Annotated in this window: 9 protein-coding genes; 4 read left to right on the top strand and 5 right to left on the bottom strand. The window is 34.9% G+C overall.

Annotated elements, in window-relative coordinates; all coding sequences use genetic code 11:
- Positions 1-2: 2 nt before the first annotated feature.
- The 4 genes from P6733_RS02210 to P6733_RS02225 all read left to right on the top strand — a co-directional run bounded on the left by P6733_RS02210 (position 3) and on the right by P6733_RS02225 (position 12,417).
- Entirely contained in the window at positions 3-1,979 is a 1,977-nt protein-coding gene (locus tag P6733_RS02210; RefSeq protein WP_306349956.1) for an OmpA family protein, read from the top strand.
- A gap of 62 nt (positions 1,980-2,041) precedes the next feature.
- The gene (locus P6733_RS02215; protein WP_306349957.1) at positions 2,042-5,179 is read left to right on the top strand and encodes a PKD-like domain-containing protein; all 3,138 of its coding nucleotides are present in this window, start codon (positions 2,042-2,044) and stop codon (positions 5,177-5,179) included.
- A gap of 33 nt (positions 5,180-5,212) precedes the next feature.
- The gene (locus tag P6733_RS02220; protein ID WP_306349958.1) at positions 5,213-6,940 is read left to right on the top strand and encodes an Ig-like domain-containing protein; all 1,728 of its coding nucleotides are present in this window, start codon (positions 5,213-5,215) and stop codon (positions 6,938-6,940) included.
- Between the two features lie 32 nt (positions 6,941-6,972).
- Positions 6,973-12,417 (top strand): Ig-like domain-containing protein, encoded by a 5,445-nt coding sequence (locus tag P6733_RS02225; protein WP_306349959.1) that lies wholly within the window; start codon positions 6,973-6,975, stop codon positions 12,415-12,417.
- A gap of 89 nt (positions 12,418-12,506) precedes the next feature.
- On the opposite strand, the gene P6733_RS02230 is transcribed toward P6733_RS02225, so the two are convergent.
- From P6733_RS02230 to P6733_RS02250, 5 genes are read right to left on the bottom strand one after another with little or no spacing between them, the layout of a single operon-like run.
- Positions 12,507-12,890, bottom strand: a complete 384-nt coding sequence (locus P6733_RS02230) for a hypothetical protein (protein WP_306349960.1) — start codon at positions 12,888-12,890, stop codon at positions 12,507-12,509.
- Positions 12,891-12,900: 10 nt separating this feature from the next.
- Positions 12,901-14,493: a PAAR-like protein gene (locus tag P6733_RS02235; RefSeq protein WP_306349961.1), complete on the bottom strand. Its 1,593-nt coding sequence runs from the start codon at positions 14,491-14,493 to the stop codon at positions 12,901-12,903.
- Positions 14,481-15,260: a hypothetical protein gene (locus P6733_RS02240; RefSeq protein WP_306349962.1), complete on the bottom strand. Its 780-nt coding sequence runs from the start codon at positions 15,258-15,260 to the stop codon at positions 14,481-14,483. Before P6733_RS02240 ends, P6733_RS02235 begins: the two co-directional genes overlap by 13 nt.
- 6 nt (positions 15,261-15,266) lie before the next feature.
- A complete protein-coding gene (locus P6733_RS02245) occupies positions 15,267-17,225 on the bottom strand; it encodes a phospholipase effector Tle1 domain-containing protein (RefSeq protein ID WP_306349963.1) in 1,959 nt (652 codons plus the stop codon).
- Positions 17,226-17,232: 7 nt separating this feature from the next.
- The gene (locus P6733_RS02250; RefSeq protein WP_306349964.1) at positions 17,233-18,315 is read right to left on the bottom strand and encodes a DUF2931 family protein; all 1,083 of its coding nucleotides are present in this window, start codon (positions 18,313-18,315) and stop codon (positions 17,233-17,235) included.
- Positions 18,316-18,374 lie beyond the last annotated feature (59 nt).

The following is an 18,374-nucleotide window of genomic DNA, read 5'->3' on the forward strand; positions in this document are numbered from 1 at the left end:
AAATGAAACAAAAATACCCCTATTTAATTCTATTGATGCTTTTAGTCGGCATGTTGTGTAAAGCACAAGATGTGAAAAGAGCAGAATTAGAATACTCAAATTATGCTTTTGCCGAAGCTACCAAATTGTATGAAAAAGGATTGAAACAAGATAAAAGGAAAACCAAAACAGCCTTAGCGCATTTAGGGGATACCTATTATTTCAATGGAAAATACATCAAAGCATTAGAGCCGTATGACAAAATGATGAAGATGCAAGGTACAATTGCTCCGATTTATTATTTCAGATATTCGGAATGTTTACGAGCAAAGGCAGAATATGTAAATGCAGATGCTGCCCTACTAACTTATTATCAATTAATAGGGAAAGAAGATTTGATTAAAGATAAATTATCTACAGATTATTTGGAAGAGATCAAACAGCTGGAAGGGAATTATGTCATCAAGAAAACAAGAATTAATAGTCCTTATTCCGATTTTGGAGCTGCTTTTTATGGAAAAGATAAAATCATTTTTGCTTCGGCAAGAATGGAAAAAGGTACTTCTAATCGAAAAATGGGTTGGAGTGACGAAGGATATACTAAGCTATATACAGCGACTATAAAAACCGATGGATCATTAGAGAAACCAGTTGTTTTACCAGGTGAAGTAAATTCAAAATATAACCAGTCTTCCGTTGCAATAACAAAAGATGGGAAGACCATGTATTTTACCCGAAATAATTATCTCAAGAAAAAATTCGGAAAATCAGATTCAGGATTTAACCATCTGAAAATATATAAAGCAACTAAAATAAATGACGAGTGGACGAATATAGAAGATTTACCAATTAATGGTGATAATCATTCGAATGGACATCCGGCCTTAAGCCCAGATGGTAAGTTTCTATACTATGTCTCCAATCAAATAGGTGGACTAGGAGACTCGGATATTTATGTAGCGGAAATTAGAGAAGATGGACGCCTTAAGGTTCCAGTAAACCTTGGAAGCCAAATTAATACTGTTGGGAAAGAAACATTCCCCTTTGTGAGTGAGTCGGGAATTTTATATTTCTCCTCAAATGGACATTTGGGAAGAGGAGGATTGGATGTTTTTGCAGCCTATAAAGATGTAAATACAGGAAATTATTTTGTGTACAATTTAGGAAGTGAGATTAACTCTAATGCAGACGATTTTGCATTTATAATTAATGAACAAAATAAGAAAGGATATTTTACTTCAAATAGAGGTAGAGCAGCACAGGATGATATTTATGCCTTTGAAGAAGTTGTACCAGTAGATACGCCATTTGAAATTGTTGCAGAACATAATGTTGTAAATACAGATAATGGACAGAAGATAAATGAAGTTACTGTAACCGTATTTGATAGTAAAGACAATCAGATTGATGTAGCCTATACAGATGAAGAAGGGAAAGTGTCAATTGTACTTTCAGAGTTGGAAAAATATAAATTCCAATTTGATAAAAAAGGATACATACGCTATGAAATGATAACCAATATTGATAAAAAAGGATTAACGGAATTCAACATTACGATGAAACCTGAAGATCCAGGAACAATAACAGTGGTTTATGATGGTGATAAAGTCACCAAAATTTCAACAGGCGATGATTTAATGAAAAAATTAAAAATGGCACCTATTTATTTTGATTATGGAGGAGACAAACTTCGTGCTTCTTCTGTCAAAGAGTTAAATCGATTGGTGGATGTGATGACGCAATACCCTAGAATTTCGGTCGAAATCCAATCCCATACGGATAGTCGCTCTAGTGCAGAATTTAATATGAAATTATCAAAACGTAGAGCCAAAACAACAGTGAGTTATTTGATTGATGCAGGTATTTCTGCCGATAGAGTACAAGGTGAGGGATATGGGAAAACCAGACTACTGAACCATTGTGCGACAGGTGTAAAATGCTCAGAACAAGAGCATCAAGTCAATAGAAGAACAGAGATTATTGTGGAAATAACACCATAATAAATAGCGTATAGTCCCCGAAAGACTATTGAAAAAGAAAAAATCCCACAAAAAATAATAACATGAAAAAAATAATAATCTTTCTTTTTTGTCTATTACCCGTTGCGGTAACAGCACAGATTACAGGTTTTTATGCAATCCCCACCTCCTCTACTTGTGCAAATAATGGAAAGATAGAGATTATAGTAATGGGTACACCACAACCTACAATATATGGTATAGGAAAAGCTCCGTATGATGAAACTAAAATAGTAAGTCAGAGCGCTGCTTTATTTACAGACTTAGAACCTGGAGAATATTTCTTTGGATACTATACTGGAACCACATTTGTAAAGGCAGAGTGGACCACAACAGTATACAATGATTATTCTACTAGTTCACCAAGTTTTACTACAGCAAGCCCTACCTATTATGCCTATTGTGGAACTACTGATCCATTAGGAAAAATAAGTGGCCGAGTAATAGGAGGAAATAAACCGTATACAATTGCTTTACTAGATGATAGTGGAGCGACTCTTCAAGAAGTGGAAGCGAACTACTATGGAGGAGCAGAATTTACAGGACTTGTTGCCGGAACATATCGTTTAAGAGCAACAGATGCTTGTAATACTGTAGTATATACTCCTGAAGATATAGTGCTAAAACCAAATGTACAATATACTGATTTTACAATTGGTACCCCTTCTCCCAGTCCAGCAGAATATTGGTTTGATATAGAATATAATATTCCCAATGACATTTGTTCTGGGATTAAAAAAGCGAATTTGAAGAATCCTTTAATGGCATTAGGAGGAGGTAGCTCATCGAATAATATGGTACAGGATGTAACGACTACTGGTTTAGGAGCGCCAAGTTTTTACGGAACAAAAGTAATAACCTATAAGGTTGAGATTCAAAATGAGTCGGGTACTTTCGATGTATATGATGATTTAGATTATAATGCTGTCCTAGATGGGGTATATCTTTTACCTACCGATCGATCAAAATGGGGGATTATAAAATTAACCTTCAAAATTTGTGGAATTGAAAAAACAAACTCAATCGACTTATCAACTTATAGAGCTTTTATACCACAACCAGTAGCAGGAAAAATAATATCAATCCGTGATAATCCTGCAAATACAAGTTGTCCCGGAGGAATGGGAAAAGTTGAAGCGAGATTTGATAGTATGTCCGACTATCCAACGGTAAGAGGATGTTATCCTTTTATTATGGAAGTTACAGAACATGGATCATCCTATACTTTTAGAGATACGGTAACGCAGGAAAAACGAATGGGAATAGTTTTATTGGATATAGGGAAAAGCTATACTTTTAAAATTGTCGATGCAGGTGAAAATGAACTGACGTATTATTCTTTTAGAAATGATACATCTTCTTCATCAACTCCATCACAGAGTAATCCAGCGAATGTTTACATCAATCCTGCACATTATACCCCGTCACCCATAAAAAATAAATTGACGTTTGTAGAAGGGCCTAGTTTAAATCATATTGGAAAATCGGCTTTAGTGATTCAAGGAATGTCTAATTCCATAGGATTAGTTTCTCCAGTGACAATTACTTCAACGGAAGGACCTTCAACGATAAATGAAACGGTTGATTTAGATGGATATATTTATTACACGGGTCTTGGAGATGATTTATTACAAGGTACCTATAAGATTAAAGTAAAAGATTCAGGTTGTTTTGAACAAGAATATACCGTGGTTTTAGGAAGTTATATTTCAAGTATTGTATTACAAAATGTAACGTATACAGAAAGTCCTACAGTTTGTGATCGCTATATTATTAGCGGAGAAATTAAAATTACAGCTGTTGGAACAAGAATTGTACAAAATGGACCGATTCAAAGTGTTTATGGATACTTGACGGCTTATCCTCGATTAGTTTCAGGACCAACAGGTATAGAATCTTTTCATGCTAGTGGCGAAACGGGGAAATGGTTTCATGTATTTGGAAATGATATTTTACCATTTACTTTCACAGCCAATATTTCGGGGAACTATCATGTTGGCTTAAGTCGAGAAGATGGGTATAGTAAATTTCTTGCTCCAGAAGATATTCTAGAGACTTCATCAATCGTTCAATTACGAGTTCTACCTAATTTCCCTGCCTTTGATTTAAGACTATCAGGAGGAGCAATTTGTGGCGGTGCTACCACAGGTGATTTATTTTTAAAAGTAGATAATGTTATTGGTGCTGTAACCTATTTCATTAAAAAAAATACAGAAACAGACTTTCCTACAACTGGGCAAACGAATCCTCTATTTACAGGATTAACAGCCGGTACTTATGATGTAAAAGCGGTAACACGTTGCTATGAGGTAGTGCAATCTTTTGTAATGGCAACACAGTCTGCAACGAATATTATAGTAGGAGATAAAGAATTGTGTGAGGGAAGCTCATTGAACTTTTCTACGATACCATTAGGACCTATATCCAGTACTGAGTGGACTTTGCCAAATGGTACAACGTCTAATGCTTTTCGATTACAGATAGATAATTTAACTACAGCTGAGAGCGGAGATTATTCAGTCACTATTGTAACCGTGACGGGCTGTACGTTTACCCAAACAGTAACCGTAGTGGTAAATAATCCTACTGTAATTGTAAATAATGAATTTAGTTTTTGCGTGGACGAACCCATTGTTATTGACTTTAATAGTGATCATGCATTAACAACATATAATTGGACGAACGATGATACCTCCAGTGGTATTCCAGCCTCGGGAACTGGGTCAATAAATATTGCAGCAGCATTAAATATGACATCTTCTACAATTGTATCAACAATTACAGTAACTCCTACTTTGAATGGATGTGATGGTATACCAGTTCAGGTTGAAGTTAGAATATTAGCTCGAGGAGACGTGAATCCAATTGTAGATTTGGTGGTATGCGATGGAGAAATAATACCAGAGATAGTATTAAAGCCTGCAACAGCGCCAGCAGGGACAGGATATTTTGTTTCCAATAGTGACCCTTCAATTGGTTTAAGCGACTATTTTCAGGTACCAGATGGTAAAATCCCAAGTTTTACAATTATCAATGATACAAATGCACCAAAAACAGCAGTACTAACCATACAACCGTATGTGCTTGGGGAAGGTTGTGGCGGGGCATCCTATAGTTTTACAATTACAATTAATCCTAAAGCATCAATGGGTATGATTAACGTAATAGCGGTGAAACATTAGCCTTTTTCCATATGTTTTTAAAATGAAGTTAATATGAAAAAATTATTTATACTATTTGTTTTCGGAATGCTTTCCTATTTAGGGAACGCAATGCCAATTGATAGTTTTATAGGGAGAACGGAAACAATAATAGAAAGAAATGCGATTGAAAAAGAGACTGTACTTAGTTTAGGAGCAATACGAGATATTTTTCCAGATCTAGCTATGGCAGAAGAAATACGCTTAGCATTAATACAACATGGAATAACAAAACCGAATATTGATGCAGCCGTAACTCAAGCTGAATTAGATCAGATAATAACAATATCTGCAATAGAAAAAGATATCAAGAATATTGATGGATTAGAGTATTGTAGTACGTTAAGTAAACTGTTTTTAGATAAGAATCAAATTTCAAATTTAGCGCCTTTAAGAAATCTTCCACTGACTTATTTAATTTTGGATTATAATGAGATTAAAGATATTAGTGGGCTCTCTTTACTTACACAATTAATTCATTTGAGTGTAAGGAATAATAAGATTTCAGATGCCAATGTAGTAAGTAATTTTCCTGTATTAGAAGTTTTTTTAGGGAGTGGTAATTTACTTAAAACGCTTCCTCATTTTATATCTACAAATTTAAATACCCTTTATTTTAATAGAAATCAGATTAGAGATCTTAGCCCTGCTAATCTTTGGAACGTAAGTGTAAGAGCAGGAACAGATTTTTCAAACCAAGAAATTCATTTACCGAGTAAATATAATATTAGTGGAGCGGTTATGACAAATAATCCATTGATCGGTATTAATGGTTCAATATTGAATGATATTAATACAATTAGTGATGCTGGTGTCTATACTTCTCCAACGATTAACTGGACTAACTTATCTGCATCCAGTGTACAAACTAGTTTTGATTTTGAGGTGAAATTTATCAATGGATATTTCAGCGGTACGGTTGTACAACCTTTAAGTGGAGTAGAAGAAGAAAGAATTTGTATTGGTGAAACATTAAGCTTAACAGCAAATAGTACAGTTGTAAATCCTATCTATACATGGTATAGTGATCCTGAGTTAACAACACAAATAGCTACTGGTGCAAGTTATACAGTAAGCCCAACAGTAACCACAGTTTACTATGTTTCAGTACAAGGAGATGATATCTGTGAAAATGAATCGGGTACTGCCAAAGCAATACAAGTAATCGTTAATCCAAAAGCGGTAGCAACAGATATTACAGTAGATGATACAACAATTTGTATCGGAGAAACAGCTACACTGTCAGCTACGAGTACAATTGCAAATCCAGTTTTTACATGGTACAGTGATGCTACATTAACAACAGTAATTCATACTGGAGCTACTTATGGAGCTAATCCAACAGTAACCACTACCTATTATATAACAGTGAGTGGTGATGGGGTTTGCGAAAATGAAGTAGGAACAGCAAAAGAGATAGTTGTAACTGTAAACCCAAAAGCTGTAGCAACGGATATTACGGTGGGAGAGGCAACAATATGTATAGATGAAACAGCTATGTTAACTGCAACAAGTACACTAACAAATCCAATATTTACATGGTATCGTGATGCTACATTAACAACAGTAATTCATTCAGGAGCTACTTATGAAGCTAATCCAACTGTAACCACTACCTATTATATAACAGTGCGTGGAGATGGTATTTGTGAGAATGCTGCAGGAACTGCAAAAACGATAGTTGTAACTGTAAACCCTAAAGCCGTAGAAGGGACTATTAATGTAACGGCAACAAAATTATAAACGTTAAATCGTTTTTTTAAAATAAGATTATGATGAAAAAATTATTAATACTACTATTTGTTTTTTATTCCTTATTGTATGCTACAGCCATGCCTGTAGTTGATTTTACTGTAAAATCAAAGACACGAATCAATAGTGAGAGTAATTTATCGGTCCTTACTTTGGGATCAATAATTAGTCTTTTTCCAGATGCAAATTTAGCGGAAGCTATACGTTTAGCATTGAACAGTAAAGGAGTTATTAAGGCTACTGTTAATGAAACAGTGACTCAAGAAGATCTTGATAAAATTGTAGAGTTGAGAGCTGCAGGGAAAGATATAATTAGTATGGTGGGATTACAATATTGTAGTAACCTATATTATATTGATTTGAATGACAACAAAATTTCAGATTTAAATCCTATAAAAGCACTAGGAATCAAGCATTTATATATGGATCAAAATCTAATAGTTGATATTAGTCCCCTTGCTTTACATACAACAATGTCTAGATTGTCTTTAGTTAATAATAAAATCACAGATGCTAGTGTAGTTAGTAATTTTGTTAGGATTTATGATGTTGACTTGAGTAATAATAAAATTAAAGTATTACCTCATCTTACTTCAAATGACTTAGAGAACGTATATTTTAATAATAATGAAATTAAAGATTTCAGTCCAATTAATTTATGGAATTTAAATAAAATAATTGATTTAGAATTAAAAGATCAAACCATTACATTACCAGTACAAACTGTAGTGAATGGAGCTATATCGAGTAGTAATCCAATAATTGATACAGATGGTACAGTATTAAATACTGTGTCAACAATTAGCAATGGCGGAATATATACTACACCTAAGGTTAATTGGATCAATCTTTCTGAATCTGTAACAGAATGTACTTATCAATTCGAAAAAACGTTACCTAAAGGTAGCATTAGCGGAACAGTAACACTACCATTGGCACGTCCTATTATTGAAACAATTTGTGTAGGAGAAAGAATAAGATTGGATGCAAGCAGTACAGTAGTAAATCCTATTTATACATGGTATAGTGATGCTGAGTTAACAGCACAAATAGCTAATGGCGAAAGTTATACAGTAAGCCCGACTGTAACTACAGTTTACTACGTTTCAGTACAAGGAGATGCTGTCTGTGAAAATGGATCAGGCACTGCAAAAGCAATACAAGTAATCGTAAATCCAAAAGCAGTAGCAACAGATATTACTATAGATGATGCAACAATATGTGTAGGAGAAACAGCAACGTTAACAGCTACAAGTACAATAACAAATCCAGTTTTTACATGGTATAGTGATGCTACATTAACAACAGAAGCTCATACCGGAGATACTTATGACGTTAGCCCAACTGTAACCACTACGTATTATATAACAGTGCGTGGAGATGGGGTTTGTGAAAATGCTGTAGGAACAGCTAAAGAAGTAACAGTAATTGTGAATTCAAAAGCAGTAGCAACGGATATTACCGTAGTAGATGCAGCGATATGTGCAGGTGAAACGACAACATTAACAGCAACCAGTACAATAGTAAATCCAATATTTACTTGGTACAGTGATGCTAGTTTAACAACAGAAATTAGTACAGGTTCTACTTATGATGCTAATCCAACAGTAACAACAACGTATTATATAACGGTGAGTGGAGATGGTGTTTGTGCGAATGCAGTAGGAACAGCGAAAGAAGTAACAGTAACCGTAAATCCAAAAGCAATAGCAACGGATATTACCGTAGCTGATGCAGCGATATGCGCAGGAGAAACAGCAACATTGACGGCAAGCAGTACAGTTGTGAATCCAATATTTACTTGGTACAGTGATGCTAGTTTAACAACAGAAATTAGTACAGGTTCTACTTATGATGCTAACCCAACAGTAACAACAACGTATTATGTAACGGTGAGTGGCGATGGTGTTTGTGCGAATGCAGTAGGAACAGCGAAAGAAGTAACGGTAACCGTAAATCCAAAAGCAGTAGCAACGGATATTACCGTAGCAGATGTAGCGATATGTGCAGGCGAAACAGCAACATTAACAGCAATAAGTACGATTGTAAATCCAATATTTACTTGGTACAGTGATGCTAGTTTAACAACAGAAATTAGTACAGGTTCTACCTATGATGCTAGCCCAGTTGTAACAACAATGTATTATCTAACGGTAAGTGGAGATGGTGTTTGTGCGAATGCAGTAGGAACAGCGAAACAAGTAACGGTAACGGTAAATCCAAAAGCAGTAGCAACTGATATTACCGTAGCTGATGCAGCGATATGCGCAGGTGAAACAGCAACATTAACGGCAAGCAGTACGATTGTGAATCCAATATTCACATGGTACAGTGATGCTAGTTTAACAACAGAAATTAGTACAGGTTCTACTTATGATGCTAGTCCAACAGTAACAACAACGTATTATGTAACAGTGAGTGGCGATGGTGTTTGTGCGAATGCAGTAGGAACAGCGAAAGAAGTAACAGTAACGGTAAATCCAAAAGCAGTAGCAACGGATATTACAGCCGCTGATGCAGCGATATGCGCAGGTGAAACAGCAACATTAACAGCAATCAGTACGGTTGTGAATCCAATATTTACTTGGTGCAGTGATGCTAGTTTAACAACAGAAATTAGTACAGGTTCTACTTATGATGCTAACCCAACAGTAACAACAACGTATTATGTAACGGTGAGTGGTGATGGTGTTTGTGCGAATGCAGTAGGAACAGCGAAAGAAGTAACAGTAACAGTAAATCCAAAAGCAGTAGCAACGGATATTACAGCCGCTGATGCGGCGATATGTACAGGTGAAACAGCAACATTAACAGCAACCAGTACGATTGTAAATCCAATATTCACATGGTACAGTGATGCTAGTTTAACAACAGAAATTAGTACAGGTTCTACCTATGATGCTAGTCCAACAGTAACAACAACGTATTATGTAACAGTGAGTGGCGATGGTGTTTGTGCGAATGCAGTAGGAACAGCCAAAGAAGTAACGGTAACCGTAAATCCAAAAGCAATAGCAACGGATATTACCGTAGCTGATGCAGCGATATGCGCAGGAGAAACAGCAACATTAACGGCAAGCAGTACGATTGTAAATCCAGTATTTACTTGGTACAGTGATGCTAGTTTAACAACAGAAATTAGTACAGGTTCTACATATGATGCTAACCCAATAGTAACAACAACGTATTATGTAACAGTGAGTGGTGATGGTGTTTGTGCGAATGCAGTAGGAACAGCGAAAGAAGTAACGGTAACGGTAAATCCAAAAGCCGTAGCAACGGATATTACAGTCGCTGATGCAGCGATATGTGCAGGAGAAACAGCAACATTAACGGCAACTAGTACGGTTGTGAATCCAATATTCACATGGTACAGTGATGCTAGTTTAACAACAGAAATTAGTACAGGTTCTACCTATGATGCTAGTCCAACAGTAACAACAACGTATTATGTAACGGTGAGTGGTGATGGTGTTTGTGCGAATGCAGTAGGAACAGCGAAAGAAGTAACGGTAACGGTAAATCCAAAAGCCGTAGCAACGGATATTACAGTCGCTGATGCAGCGATATGTGCAGGAGAAACAGCAACATTAACGGCAACTAGTACGGTTGTGAATCCAATATTCACATGGTACAGTGATGCTAGTTTAACAACAGAAATTAGTACAGGTTCTACTTATGATGCTAACCCAACAGTAACAACAACGTATTATGTTACTGTAAGTGGTGATGGTATTTGTGCGAATGCAGTAGGAACAGCGAAAGAAGTAACAGTAACGGTAAATCCAAAAGCAGTAGCAACGGATATTACCATAGCAGATGCAGCGATATGCGCAGGAGAAACAGCAACATTAACGGCAAGCAGTACAGTTGTGAATCCAATATTTACTTGGTACAGTGATGCTAGTTTAACAACAGAAATTAGTACAGGTTCTACTTATGATGCTTACCCAACAGTAACAACAACGTATTATGTAACAGTGAGTGGTGATGGTGTTTGTGCGAATGCAGTAGGAACAGCGAAAGAAGTAACAGTAACGGTAAATCCAAAAGCAATAGCAACGGATATTATAGTAGCAGATGCAGCGATATGCGCAGGAGAAACGGCAATATTAACGGCGACCAGTACGATTGTGAATCCAATATTCACATGGTACAGTGATGCTAGTTTAACAACAGAAATTAGTACAGGTTCTACTTATGATGCTAATCCAACAGTAACTACAACGTATTATATAACGGTAAGTGGTGATGGTGTTTGTGCAAATGCAGTAGGAACAGCCAAAGAAGTAACGGTAACAGTTGGTATGCTAGGAACACCAACTACAAATAATGTAAATCAAGAATTCTGTATAGATACAAATCCTACAATAGGAAATATTCAAGTGAATGAGTCCAATGTAATTTGGTATGATGCTATTACAGGAGGAAATATGATTGCGTTAGGAACTCCATTAGTGAGTGGACAGACTTATTATGCAGCTTTACATGATCCAGTAGGAGGATGTGAAAGTGCTATTCGTTTAGCTATTCATGTAGTTATTAAAACAAACACACCAGGAAGTATTACGGGATGGGACAATGTAGCATGTGTTCTTAATCAAGTGACTTATACAACTTCGGTAGGGATGACAGATTATCATTGGGTAGTTACTGGAGGTATTATTGTTTCAGGAGGACATTCTACAGATAATTTTGTGACGGTTATGTGGCCTACAGTTACAGATGGTGAAATTGAAGTTTCATTTATAAATGCAAATAATTGTGATCCATTAGTTATAATTAGTTTCCCAATTACAGTACAATCTTGCTCAGATATGAGTATTGAGAAAGTAGTAAATGTACTAGAACCTGAAATTGGAGACAATGTAATCTTTACAATCACTGTAAAGAATAACGGAACGGGTAAATTTGAACATGTAATTGTGAGTGAATTATTGCCTACTGGATACCAGTTTGTAAGTGCAATTCCATCAATAGGTGATTATGTTGCAACAACAGGAATTTGGTCAATACCAGAGTTGGATGTAGGTGAACATGTTACTTTAACTGTTACAGCAACAGTATTACAATCCGGTAATTATTTAAATATAGCTTCAATAATTGGGTCAAACCCTGAAGATTCTAACCCCGATAATAATCAGGCTCAGGCAAAAGTTGAACCTGTTGAGTTAGTAATCTATAACGGAGTTTCTCCTAATGGTGATGGATTAAATGATTACTTCTATATTCGAGGATTAGAGAAGTATCCAAACAATACCGTAGAAATCTATAATAGATGGGGTGTGAAAGTATTTAGTGCTAAAGGATATGGATCAAATAATAAAGTTTTCCGAGGTGTTTCTGATGGATACCTAACGGTTAATAAAGGAAATAATGTGAGTTCAAGTACTTATTTTTATATCATCCGCTATGTAACCCATGGAGGAGAACGTGTTGAAAAATCAGGTTACTTGTATGTTAATTAATTAAACTTTAAACGGATTTAATTTTATAAAAAATCCCTAGTTGAACTAAAGTTTCAGCTAGGGATTTTTATATGCATAAGGTTGAAAATTTATTTTTTAAGATGTATTGTACCTAATTTTATAGTGTCGGCAACAACCATACTTCGATTGTATTTATAATCTTCCAAATTTATTGTTTCTGATGTATAGCCTTCTTTTGATAAAGTGAATTTTGTGGCAATTGTATTTTGATGTAGAACAACATCTTTATATTTTTTAAAGACAAGTCGTTCTATAAAAAAGCAACCATTTTTATCACTTTTTAATGGGATTGGACTAAAAGCATCATTTCCCACGAATTTTATTTCGACATTTTCAATGGGGCGATTTTCCTGATCCTGAATACAACCTGAAATGTCTTTGCGTAGAATATAGCTTTTAGTAGAACAGGCAGATATACTGATAAGTAATAGTAATAAGAATAGCTTTTTCATAGGATAAGAATTAAGATATTTTGAGCATACTAGACCAAATAATAGATAAAACATCTCTTTCTGAGGCGATAACTCGTGCATGGAAATCGGGTGGGCGTGATGTTTTGGCATACTTCATTAAATCAATTTCACCAACTCCGGGATATGTTGTACCCCCTAATGGAGATTGTGATATTACTGTTGAAGTTTCTTTATGACTAAAAGAATAATCCATTCCGCCATAATCTTTAAGAATTTCATGACCTATTTCATGAGCTGCTGTTTCAATATAGTTTTTATCAGAATCGGCTTCTGTTTCATAAGCCCATCCTTTGGTTGTGAAAATAGAGAAAGATGGATAGTCCTTCCAGTCTGAATAATATAAATAACCAGCATTGTAGTATAATATTCTGGATAAGAAAAAGTTTCTTGATCTTTTAGATTCATCGTTGGTAACAAACGTTATTTCTGGAGCCTTAAGACTATTCTCATTTGTTTTCTTTGAAGTGATCGAGATTTTATATTTCTCCCCATTAATAGTAACATCTTTACCATTAGAGTCATTTCGACTCCAGTATTTGTTCACCCCTTCCAAAGCCATTTGGGTTAATTGTTCTTGACTTTTTGTTTGTGTTGTGATTACAGGTACCCCATATGAGGCAAGTGCTTCTGCAGAAACCTTATTCCCGCGGCTTAGTCCTTCTGGACTTGCATCGGTTAAATTAATACGCAATAGAGCTTCAATTTCATGAGTGCTTTTATTGATTCTAATATCGACCCATTTTCCTTCTTCTCTTTTTACCTTGATTTTTACTTTAGCTTCATCAGAACCATTTGAAACTTCAGCAGTAAGTTCACCGGTAAGGAATTTTACATTTTCATAAACTTTTTCATCAGAAAACCCATCCCATTGTACTTCCGTTTCTTCTCCTTTTTCTAATGTAGTTACACTTAGTTTTTCAGTATAGAGCGTTGTACCATCATGCTTGATATAAAAGGTCAGATTTTCAACGGTTCCTTTTTTCGCTTTGATTTTGAATTTAATTTTATCGTTTTCTTTTTCCCCTCTAAAATTTTCAATTCCAAATGGGACAAAAGTGTTTTGAACTACTTTTATTTCAATTTCTTTCTTTTCTGTAGGAATCGGCGTGCCATCACTTACAACCTTGCCGGGTTCATTAACTTGTCCGCAATCGGTAATTTTAATGTCTACGCTGCCATAAAGACATGGAATGGTACTTTTTAAAAGTAAGGGGCTTTGGTCTTGTACTTTTAAGGTACCAGTGTCTTTCCATTCACCCAATTGCATCACAGCGGGACATGGGCTAGCTATAAGAGGGCTTTTTGTACAATTTCCCATGAAAATTAGACTCTTTGCATCTTTTTCTTTTACCGTTGCAGTTTTTTTATTTTGAATCGTAGGCGTATCAAAATTTACTTTTAAAATGCCTTGTGGATTAGTGCATAAATCGCATTGTATCTTGGCTTGATCTATTACTAGTTTTAATCCATCAGCTACCTTTTCTTTTTTATTGCGTTCTTCACGTTCCTTTTCCATACGGGCTCTGTTTTGAGCCTCTTTTTCATCAATACCATCCGGTGTTGGATTATCTAACCTACCCATAATACGTTATATTTTATTTGAGTACTTTTATACTCTATTGCAATAAGAGCTTCTTTTAATTGCCCATTTTTAAAATACAATTCTCCATCATATTGGCTAATCTGTTCTGCTACATCTAGAAAAGAACCAGTAACGGTTAATTCTGTTAAAGAGTCATTTTCCTTTTTTAAATTTTTAATTTCAATAGTTTCTTCAATGATATGATCCTCTAAGAAATCAGGATTTTCTACTTTTCTTCGGTTTATTCCCCGACTATCATATTCTCCATAATAGCCGTGAAAATAAAGACCATACATTTTATAATCACTAAGAAAATCGATTACTTCGGTTTCATTTTTTAAAAGCTTATCAATAGATTTAAAATAATTCTCAATTGCGGTTCCCTTGTTATCTTTTCTTAATTCTGTCTCCGTAATAATCCATCGTTTGCGTATTTCTTTTAAATTATGTAATTCAACTATTCTACCTTCGCGATTTACACTAATAGAAATTTCGTCAAAAATATAACTAATACGACGCAGCATAAATTCCGATGGAATAGTAATATTTTCTGTTTTAAAGAGAGTGTTCATGCATAATACCTGATACCTCAAAAGTGATCCAACGTTTGCAATAAAAATAATTTCTACATCTCGAATGTAATTTCTTGTACTTTCATTTTGCAATCCAATATTTTCTTTTACGATGGTTTCAAATCGATATTTTGAAATATTTTGATCACGATTATTATCGGCTATATTCGATTCAGAAACACTATTGTTAATCATGCGTTATTAATATTCTGTTCTTTTTCTACTGTTTTCAGGATCCATACCTAACCAATCTCGATTAGCAGACCAATGAAAATACCCATTTCTTAATTTGCGGAGTAGACCCTGATCTCCATAGGCTGTTATTTCTACTTCTTCTAAGTCTTTATGATATGCAATTCCATCTTCTTCTGATTTATTGGGTAAAGCAGATGTTGCAATGGGTATATGCATTTCATGATATCTGGAATCAATAGGGCTTTTTATATTGTCCTGAACGGACACGATTGGTTTAGAAAAAGGTTTAGCTTTCATTTCTTCAAGCTCTTTTGCTAATTCCTCTTGTTGAATTCTTTTTGCATTATCTTTTTTCATTTCCTCCTCAGTCTTATATTTTAGAGGATTACCATCTTCAAAAACATATCTTGCCAATCGATCTTTTGCCGCAGTTAAGACTTCATCGTTAAGGACAACATAATCCTCATCAACACATTTTATGATGTTTTTTTTCATTAGTGGATAGCAAAATCGTTCCATGAAATGTAAAGGGATGTAGCTGTACTCTTTTTTCAAGAAACGCGTCCCTGTTAATTTATGATATTGTATTACACCATAGATATAAGTTTCTTTGTCGATTACTAATTCTTTATCTTTATACCAGTATTCGCGAATTAATTTTTCTTTGAAATCTTCTAGTTTTTTCATTGGATTCCAAGAGCTATAGAAGTTAAATCCTACACCAGGGTGTTTGTTCACTACTTCAATTTCATCGACTACTTCTAGTCCTGTTTCATAAGCACCACCTATATCGCAATGTACACCTGGAAGATTTTTTTCAATGGCATTGACCATTTTTACTCGAGTTAAAGAAAAATTTTCACGATGTTCATTTTCTGCAGTAAAGTGAACAGCTTTATTGATACTTCCTAAGTCATCTAGATTGAGTTGTTTAATATCATCATCGAAGTAATTTGTTGCAACGTGTGCAGCACCATGTGCTCCAGCTTTTGCTGTACCGAGTTTTGTACGGGTATCCATATCACCAATTTCTTCATAAGAGGATACGGTATCATATACTCCAACAAATCGAATATTAATACGAATATTTTCTAATTCTTCATTTGTTAATATATTTTGTTTTACTAACGTATAACCAAAATGGCCCATAGTAGGAAGTTTTCCATTTACAGCTACAGACATATCTACAGGTTCATTATAATTATTTACATCAACCGCTTTGTACGATGAAGTTGGCCCGCCATATGTCCCCATAGATGGAGATGTAGTTGTATAATCTTGCTCAAAATTCTGTTTTGGTTTTTCAGCTTTTATACGATTTAATTCATGAACAAAATTTCTTGCAGCAGCGGCACCACGACTAAACCCAAATACATCTACTGTAATGCTTTTTAATGGATCATTTGGTTTTGCTTTTATAGCAAGTTCGACTTTCTCAGCCAGATCTTCACAACCTTTCTTTACCTTGCTACGAATCCCCGTAATCCCAGAACCATATTGGAACCCACCATCAACATCTCTTGTGTTGTCGAGCGTACCAATGCCTTCAATGTAAATGCCATAATTATTTTTATCACAACAAAACCATTGCCGTGCAACGTTGGTATAATCATTACTAAAACTATTATCCATTCCCTTTTTATCCGATTCAGATCGATGTGATGCTTCTAAATATTTTAAATATTCTGGACCTTGGTTTGGATTGTTGTTTATTTGATCAATATATCGTTGTCTTAATTTTGGATTTTCTGAATTAATTAAAGTATAATGGGCTTCCTCAAGTTTTATTTTATGATTGTTTTCTTCATCGGTAATGGATTCCCTACCTTCATTTCTAAATTTTTTACGCAAACGGCTATTTTCTCTATTATTTAGAGTACCATCAAAGAATAAACCAAAAGTTAGATGTAAATCTTCAGCTGCTTTTTGAGGCTCACCTGTGTTATAAACAAATGTTGTTGCCATAATCAATCTATTTTTTACTCGATTTATAAACGTTAATTTGATTTTCTGATAATGGAATTTCTTGACCATTACCTTTAAGTACTATCGTAAGATATGTATTCGGTATATTAACTTTGAATTCTAATTCTGCATTTATTGCAGAATCGTTTCTATATAACTCTTGATAAGCTTTAAGAATTTCTTGCTCATTAAAAGTTACTGATCCTCCATAACGTTGTCCAGTAGAATCTCTCCACCCTAAATTCACCATTCTAGGAACAGCTCTGGGACTAAATGTGATATTTTTAAAGGTTTCATCAATGAATTCTTCCTGCTCACCATTGAGCATAAAGAAATAGGAATTAATTGCTTCACCACCTTTGGGGATTGAATAGCTTGGTTTCCAATTGTATCTTTTTCTATACGTATCCCATATCCCATAGGGTATAGGTTTGTTTTTGTTTGCTTCTCGTACCTCTAGAGGAACAATTTGTTCATTAAGCATAATGGACTTGCGATAGTCCGGACTAAACAATAATTTTTCATGGCTATCTAGCCCCGCAATTTCTTGCTCTGGTATAACTATTTTTTTACCTTCATATCGACTTACCTCAATTTGTTTTCCAGAACCAAAAAGCCATACAACAACAACTCCACCTGGAGCAAAGCCTACGACTATAGTTGAATACGTCATTTTTTTATTTGTAAAACTATCCAGATAACCTTCCTCAAATAAGGCAAGCATTTTATCATAGTCCAGTTTTGTATCGATATGGTAAAAAGTATCTTCCGCATAAGAAAGCCAGACAACATCTAGACGATTTGGTAATGGTTTAATACCCGAACTCATACTCCCTCCTATGTGTCCCCAGCCATAAGTTCCAGTGTGTGTACCTAGATAAAGACTAGTAGAGCCTTTAGCCGACTCTAATCCGCCTTCATAAACATCAACAGGATATCCCAAAGGACAAGTGATTGTTTCTTTCCAACGAAATTCTTTAGTTGCTTCGGTTGTACTCTGACTCATAGTGGTGTTTGCTTTTTTTTCCTGACATGAAATAAAATTCAAGCTTGAAATGCTAATTAATAATACTGATATTATTCTGTGCATAATTGTCTTTGTTTGTCTCTTATAGATTGAAACGTCTAAATTCTAGTACTGTTGCTGTA

Source organism: Flavobacterium aerium (genome assembly GCF_030766725.1).
Classification (GTDB): Bacteria; Bacteroidota; Bacteroidia; order Flavobacteriales; family Flavobacteriaceae; genus Flavobacterium; species Flavobacterium aerium.